This is a genomic window from Streptomyces huiliensis (assembly GCF_020037025.1).
GTDB classification, from domain to species: domain Bacteria; phylum Actinomycetota; class Actinomycetes; order Streptomycetales; family Streptomycetaceae; genus Streptomyces; species Streptomyces huiliensis.
The window spans coordinates 1-6,245 of sequence record NZ_JAIQLH010000294.1; the positions used below are offsets into that span (position 1 = coordinate 1).

A 6,245-nucleotide genomic window follows, 5' to 3' on the forward strand; every position below is an offset into this window, starting at 1 on the left:
CGGGGCGGGCTCGGGGGACGGCGCGGACGGCGGGGAGGGCGGGGGCGGTTCGCGCCGGCGGTGGCTCCTGCTCGGCGCGCTCGTCGGGGTGCTGGTGGGCGGCGTCGGGCTCGCCGTCGCGCTGGTCGCGAAGGACGACCGCGACCGGCCCGCACCGGACGGCACGCCGACGGCCGGCGCCTCCGCGGGCCCGTCGCGGGACGTGTTCCCCACGTCCCTGCCGAGCCGGTTCCCCACGTCCCTGCCGAGCCGGTTCCCCACGTCCCTGCCGAGCCGGTTCCCCACGAGCCTCCCGTCCCGGCTGCCCTCGGGCTTCCCGTCCCGGCTGCCCTCCGGGTTCCCGACGGAGCTGCCCACCGGCTTCCCGACCCGGATTCCGCGCCTGCCGACCGCGCTCCCGACGGCCCTGCCGCCCGGGTTGCCCGGCGGCGTGTCGGCGGTCGGGGCGCGGTGAGGCGACGTCCCTGGCCGGCGAGGTGACCACCTGTCGGGCGCCACCTGTCGGGCGCCCTGAAACACCCGGCGCCCGGCCGGCGCCCGGCGCTACTGTGAGCGCCGGTCCGGGACCGTCGCACCGTGCGCCGGTGGCCGGGCCGGGGGAGGGGCGGTTGATGAGGACGAGCGATACGGTCGAGGCGGGTGACGAGCGGGGGCGTCCGGTGAGCGGGCCGGACGACGAGGGGCGGTTCAGGGCCGGCGCGTGGGGGCTGATCCGCCGGGACGACGGGCGGGTGCTCCTGCTGCTCCACGCCCGCGCGGGCGTGTGGACGCTGCCCGGGGGCCGGGTGGAGCCGGGGGAGACGCCCAAGGAGGCCGCCGTGCGGGAGGTGCGGGAGGAGACCGGTCTGCGCGGCACGGCCGGCCGGCTGCTGCTCGTCCGGCACGCGCGGCCCGGCACCTGGTTCGGCCCGCTGCGGCGGACCGCCGACGCCCTGCACTTCGTCTTCGCCATGGACGTCCCCACCGACCGGTTCGCCGACTTCCGCCTGCAGGAGGAAGAGGCCCTGGACGCGTGCTGGTGGGCCCCCGGCGAGCCCGTGGACGGTACGGACGCGCCGCTTCCGGCGCTCGTCACGGCCGCGGTCGAGGCGGCGGCGGGGCGGCTGGAGGCGGCCGTGTACCTGGAGGACGAAGAGGTGAGGTGACCCCTGGGGGCGTCAGGGGTGCGGCTCCCGGAGCGTCACGAGTTCGGCCAGTTCGGCGTCGCTCAGTTCGGTCAGCGGGGCGACTCCGCCGTCCCCGGCCGTCAGGACGGCGTCCGCCAGCGCCTGCTTGCGGCGCAGCAGTTCGGCGATCCGGTCCTCGACCGTGCCTTCGGTGACCAGCCGGTGCACCCGTACGGTCCTGGTCTGGCCGATGCGGTGGGCGCGGTCGGTGGCCTGGTCCTCGACGGCGGGGTTCCACCAGCGGTCGAAGTGCACGACGTGCTCGGCGCGGGTGAGGGTCAGCCCGGTGCCCGCCGCGCGCAGCGACAGGAGGAGGACGGGCACCTCGCCGTTCTGGAAGCGCCGGACCAGCTCCTCCCGGGCGGCCACGGGAGTGCCGCCGTGCAGCAGGCGCGCGGGCACGCCGCGGTCGGCGAGGTGCCGTTCGAGCAGCCGGGCCATCCGTACGTACTGGGTGAAGACGAGCACGGCCGCGCCCTCGGCGAGGGCGGTGTCGAGCAGCCCGTCGAGCACGTCGATCTTGCCGGAGCGGCCCGCGAGGCGGGGCGCCGCGCCCGGGTCCTCCTTCAGGAACTGGGCCGGGTGGTTGCAGATCTGCTTCAGGCTCGTCAGGAGCCTGACGACCAGTCCGCGCCGCCGGGGGCCGTCGGCCTCGGTGATCTCGGCGAGCCGCTCGCGCACCACCGCCTCGTACAGACCGGCCTGTTCGGGCGTCAGCGGGGCGACGCGGTCGGCCTCCGCCTTGGGCGGGAGCTCGGGCGCGATGCCCGGGTCGGTCTTGCGGCGGCGCAGCAGGAACGGGCGGACGAGCGCGGCGAGGCGCCGGGCCGCGTCCGGGTCGGTGCCGGACTCGACGGCGCGGGCGTGGCGCCGGCGGAAGGCGTCCAGCGGGCCGAGGAGGCCGGGGGTCGTCCAGTCGAGGATGGCCCAGAGCTCGGTGAGGTCGTTCTCCACGGGGGTGCCGGTGAGCGCGACGCGCGCCTTTCCGCCGATGGCACGCAGGGCGCGGGCCGTGGCGGAGTGCGGGTTCTTGACGTGCTGGGCCTCGTCGGCGACCACCAGGCCCCACGCGGTGGCCTTCAGGTCGTCGGCGGCCCGGCGCATCGTGCCGTACGTGGTGAGGACGAACGCGTCGGGCGCCAGGGCGTCCAGGGAGCGGGACGTGCCGTGGAAGCGGCGGACGGGGACGCCGGGGGCGAAGCGTTCGATCTCCCGCTGCCAGGTGCCCAGGACGGAGGCGGGGCAGACGACGAGCGTCGGGCCCGCCGTCACGGTGCCGGCGCGGTGGTGCAGGTGCAGGTGCAGGGCGATGAGCGTGACGGTCTTGCCCAGACCCATGTCGTCGGCCAGGCAGCAGCCGAGGCCGAGCGAGGTCATGCGGTCGAGCCAGGCGAGGCCGTGGAGCTGGTGGTCGCGCAGGGTGGCGGCGAGCCCGGCGGGGTGGGGCGGCGGTTCCCGGCGGGCGGCGTCGGGGTCGGCGATGCGGTCCCGCAGGTCGGCCAGGGGGCCGACCGGGCTGACCTCCACCGTCTCGGCGGGGTCCTCCCCGGTGGCGGCCCGGCCGGTGAGGGCGATGCCCAGGGCCTCGACCGGGGTGACCGTGCGCGGGCGCCGGGCTTGGGCGCGGCGGACGGCCGCCGGGTCGACCAGCACCCACCGGTCCCGCAGCCGGACCACCGGGCGGCGGGCCTCGGCGAGCCGGTCGAGGTCGGCACGGCTCAGCTCGGCGCCGCCGAGGGAGTGGCGCCAGCGGAACTCCAGCAGGGCGTCGGCGGAGAACGCGGACGGCCCGGCCGGGCGCCGGTAGGGGTGCTGATCCGGGCGTCGGTTCGAGCGCTGATCCGGGCGTGCCGGCCCGTCGGCGTCCTCCGGCGGGCCGACGACGGCGTGCGCGGTGAGGGTGCGGGCGAGCTCGCGCGGCCAGTGGACCTCGACGCCGACGGCGTCCAGGGCCGTGGCGGCGGAGCTCAGCAGCTCGACGGTCTCGGCGTCGGACAGGTCGAGGGCGCCGGGGGCGGTAGCCGGCAGCAGCGGCTTCAGGGCGGGCCAGGCGCGGGCGGCGCGGCGGAGGGCGAGCCGGGCGCCGGCCCGGGCACCCGGGCCGAGGGGCGAGGCGCCGGCCCACAGGTCGGTGGCGTCGGCGACCAGCGCCGGGTCGGCGAGGTCGTGCACCTGGAGGACGGCCCGGAGGCGGGGGCCCGCGTCGTGGACGCCGGTCGCCGTCAGGCCGTGGGCCTCGACGCGGAGGGACAGCCGGACGGGCGTGGCGGGGGCTTCCGGTGCGGGCTCCTTCGCCGGTTCCTTCGGGGGCGGCGGGCTGAGGGCGGGCCGGTGCCGTGGAGCTGGGACGGCGGCGGCGGAGACGAGGGCGGGGGAGCGGGGCAGGCCGTCGGCGACGGCGCCGAGGAAGGAGCGGAGCAGCGGCTCCGGTTCGGGCGCGGGCAGGAGGTCCGCTGTCGCCCGCGCCGCCGCCGCGCGGGCGGCGGGCGGCATGGCGGCGGCCAGCTCGCGGACGCGCCGGAGGTCTTCGGGGGCGAGAGGCGTCGTGACACCCGTCTCCGGGAACAGCCTTCCGCGCGCGGCCAGTTGGAGGGCGAGCACGGCTGCGGCGCCCCAGAAGGCGGTGACCTCGTCGGTCCCGGCCGCGCGGGCGCGGGTGAGCGCGGGCAGGGCGTCGCGTACGGGCAGGACCAGGGCGCTCACGGTGGTCGGAGCGGGGTCCGCGCCGCCCGGGACGGCCACCGTCAGCTCTTCCACGGGCCCGCGTGCCCCGGGGGCCATGCCGTCGTCCGGTCGCCAGAAGGCCACACGGCCCGCGCGGGGCGGCGCGGCCGGGAGGAAGGCGGCGGAGCAGCGGGCGAGCAGGGTGGCCTCGGCGGAGGTCACGGCGGTGGGCGGAGGCACGGAGCGGCGGGTTCCTCGGAGCTGGTCGGTCGGCCCGGCACGGATGCGGCCGGGGGCCGCCGAGGGTACAGGGCGGCGGGCCGGAACCGTCCGCGAGGCGGGTCGTGCCGGGGATCCGGGGGCACACTGGACGGGGGAACCGGGTGCGGACGCCGGGCGTTGTCCGGGCGTGGCGACCGGTCGGAGCAGTCGGATCGGTCGGATCGGTCGGATCGCTCGGACCGGTCGGACCGGTCGGATCGGTCGGACCGGTCGGGTCGGATCTGTCGGATCGCGAGGAGGCACGGACATGAGCGGTAGGGCGAAGGTCGCCGTCGGCGGTGTGGCGGTGGGAGCGCTCCTCCTGCTGGTGCTGCCCTTCTGGCTGGCGGTGCTGGTGATGGTGGGCGTGCCCGTCGGCGCGTACCTCCTGCTCGACCCCGCGCAGCGCAAGCGGCTGCGCCGGGTGTCGCGGAAGGAGCTGGGGCGCTAGCGCCGGTGCGGCGACCGCGGCGCCGGTGCGTTGACCGCGCCGGAGGCCGGCGCCGTCAGTCCGGCTGACGGCGGCGCACATCGCTGTCCTCGCGCAGCCGGTCGGTGTGCCGGGTGACGGCGTCCACGCGCGCGGCGAGGTCCGGGTGGCCGTCGCGCAGGTGCGGGTGGGTGTCGGCCAGGGCGCCGACGAGGTGGGCCGCGTCGTCCTGGGCCAGGGCGTGGCTCAGCCGGCCGATGGGGGTGGCGGCCGCCGCGGGAAGTCCGGGGAGCGAGGTGATCTGCCCGGCGAGCCGCCGCAGGTCGGCCGCGTTGTCGCGGGCCCAGGCGGTGACGCTGCGCTCGGCGGCGCGGCGGTCGCGGGTGGCCTTGACGCGTTCCTCGCCGGTGGCGCCCGTGACGTCCGGACGGAGCCGCAGGTAGCGGCGCTCGGCCGCCTGGCGGCTGGTGACGCCGAGCGGGCGGGCGAGATCGGCCCAGCTGGCGCCCGCCTCGCGGGCCGCCTCGATCAAGCCGGGCTCCCATTCGGCGAGCTGGTGGCGCACTTCGCGCAGCAGGAGCAGCGTGGCCAGGGCCTGTTCCACGCGGGTCGGCCCGGCACTCGGATCGTCCCCGCGTTCGCTCCCGTCCTCCGGTGTCCCCGTCCCGGCGCCGCGCACGGCGCGGTCGATGGTGCCGAGGGCCGCGGCGGCGGCCAGGAGCGAGGCGGGGCCCGGCTGCGCGGGCGCCTCCGAGCGGTCGGCTGTGTCGGACACTGCGGCCTCCCTTCCGGATGTCACCCTTCTGACGACATCGCGGTTGTCATCGTTCGGATGACATGCTACAACGGAAGCAGGTGAAGCGCATTGGCGAGTGCCCGAACCAGTGGAGGTGTTTCCCGATGTTGATGCGCACCGACCCGTTCCGTGAGCTCGACCGGCTCACCCAGCAGCTCCTGGGGACGTCCGGTACCTGGTCGAGGCCGTCCCCGATGCCGATGGACGCCTACCGGGAGGGCGACGAGTACGTGATCGCCCTGGACCTGCCCGGCGTCTCCACGGACGCCATCGACATCGACGTCGAGCGCAACATGCTGACCGTCAAGGCCGAGCGGCGGCCCGCGGTGAAGGCGGACAGCGTGCAGATGGAGCTGTCCGAGCGGCCGCTGGGCGTCTTCTCCCGCCAGCTGATGCTCGCCGACACCCTCGACACCGAGCGCATCAAGGCCGACTACGAGGCGGGTGTGCTGACCCTGCGCATCCCGATCGCCGAGCGCGCCAAGCCCCGCAAGATCACCATCACGGGCGGGGAGCAGCCCAAGCAGATCAGCGGCTGACCGGCGGCCGAACAGGAAGCCGAACCGGAAGCACCGCATACAGCGCGCGGCGGGCCGGGCCCGGCCCGCCCGCCGGGCGCGCACCCGAGGAGGCGGCGGTGACGCACATGAGGCACGACGCGTTCCTGGACGCGGTCCGGGAGCGAGGCGCGTACGCGTCGCGGCAGGAGGCGGACCGGGCGGCCCGGGTCGTCCTCGCGCTGCTCGGCGCGCACCTCGTGGGAGAGGAGCGGAACCGGCTGGCCGCGTGCCTGCCCGAGACCTACGCCCTGATCCTCCTCAACCCGCTGCCGGCCGCCGAACCGCTCGGCCCGGAGCGGTTCGTCCGCGCGGCGGCGGCCTGGATCGAGGGGGCGACCGAGGAGACGGCCCTGTGGGACACCGGCGCC

Annotated in this window: 7 protein-coding genes; 5 read left to right on the plus strand and 2 right to left on the minus strand. The window is 77.2% G+C overall.

Annotation, left to right across the window (positions count from 1 at the left end; genetic code table 11):
* Positions 1-454: hypothetical protein (locus tag JNW98_RS31495; RefSeq protein ID WP_223771718.1), on the plus strand; the 454-nt coding region annotated here is incomplete at its 5' end.
* Positions 455-611: 157 nt separating this feature from the next.
* Positions 612-1,145, plus strand: a complete 534-nt coding sequence (locus JNW98_RS31500; RefSeq protein WP_223771719.1) for an NUDIX hydrolase — start codon at positions 612-614, stop codon at positions 1,143-1,145.
* Between the two features lie 12 nt (positions 1,146-1,157).
* Here JNW98_RS31500 and JNW98_RS31505 read toward each other — a convergent pair whose 3' ends face one another.
* Positions 1,158-4,070, minus strand: coding sequence for an SCO1167/SCO6262 family helicase (locus tag JNW98_RS31505; protein ID WP_223771720.1), 2,913 nt, complete (start codon positions 4,068-4,070; stop codon positions 1,158-1,160).
* Positions 4,071-4,359: 289 nt separating this feature from the next.
* On the opposite strand from JNW98_RS31505, the gene JNW98_RS31510 reads away from it, so the two are divergent.
* Entirely contained in the window at positions 4,360-4,542 is a 183-nt protein-coding gene (locus JNW98_RS31510) for a tail-anchor membrane protein (protein WP_171171447.1), read from the plus strand.
* A gap of 55 nt (positions 4,543-4,597) precedes the next feature.
* Here JNW98_RS31510 and JNW98_RS31515 read toward each other — a convergent pair whose 3' ends face one another.
* Positions 4,598-5,296, minus strand: a complete 699-nt coding sequence (locus JNW98_RS31515; protein ID WP_223771721.1) for a type III effector protein — start codon at positions 5,294-5,296, stop codon at positions 4,598-4,600.
* 125 nt (positions 5,297-5,421) lie between these two features.
* Here JNW98_RS31515 and JNW98_RS31520 point away from each other — a divergent pair, with 125 nt between their 5' ends.
* Together JNW98_RS31520 and JNW98_RS31525 are read left to right on the plus strand one after the other, a co-directional pair.
* Positions 5,422-5,856: an Hsp20/alpha crystallin family protein gene (locus JNW98_RS31520; RefSeq protein ID WP_223771722.1), complete on the plus strand. Its 435-nt coding sequence runs from the start codon at positions 5,422-5,424 to the stop codon at positions 5,854-5,856.
* Between the two features lie 107 nt (positions 5,857-5,963).
* Positions 5,964-6,245, plus strand: a 282-nt coding sequence (locus tag JNW98_RS31525) for a DUF2267 domain-containing protein (RefSeq protein WP_223771723.1), incomplete at its 3' end; no start/stop codon positions are given.

Coding starts and splice junctions, on each gene's coding strand:
- JNW98_RS31520 (WP_223771722.1), top strand. CDS start 5,422: ATGTTGATGCGCACCGACCCGTTCCGTGAGCTCGACCGGCTCACCCAG.
- JNW98_RS31500 (WP_223771719.1), top strand. CDS start 612: ATGAGGACGAGCGATACGGTCGAGGCGGGTGACGAGCGGGGGCGTCCG.
- JNW98_RS31510 (WP_171171447.1), top strand. CDS start 4,360: ATGAGCGGTAGGGCGAAGGTCGCCGTCGGCGGTGTGGCGGTGGGAGCG.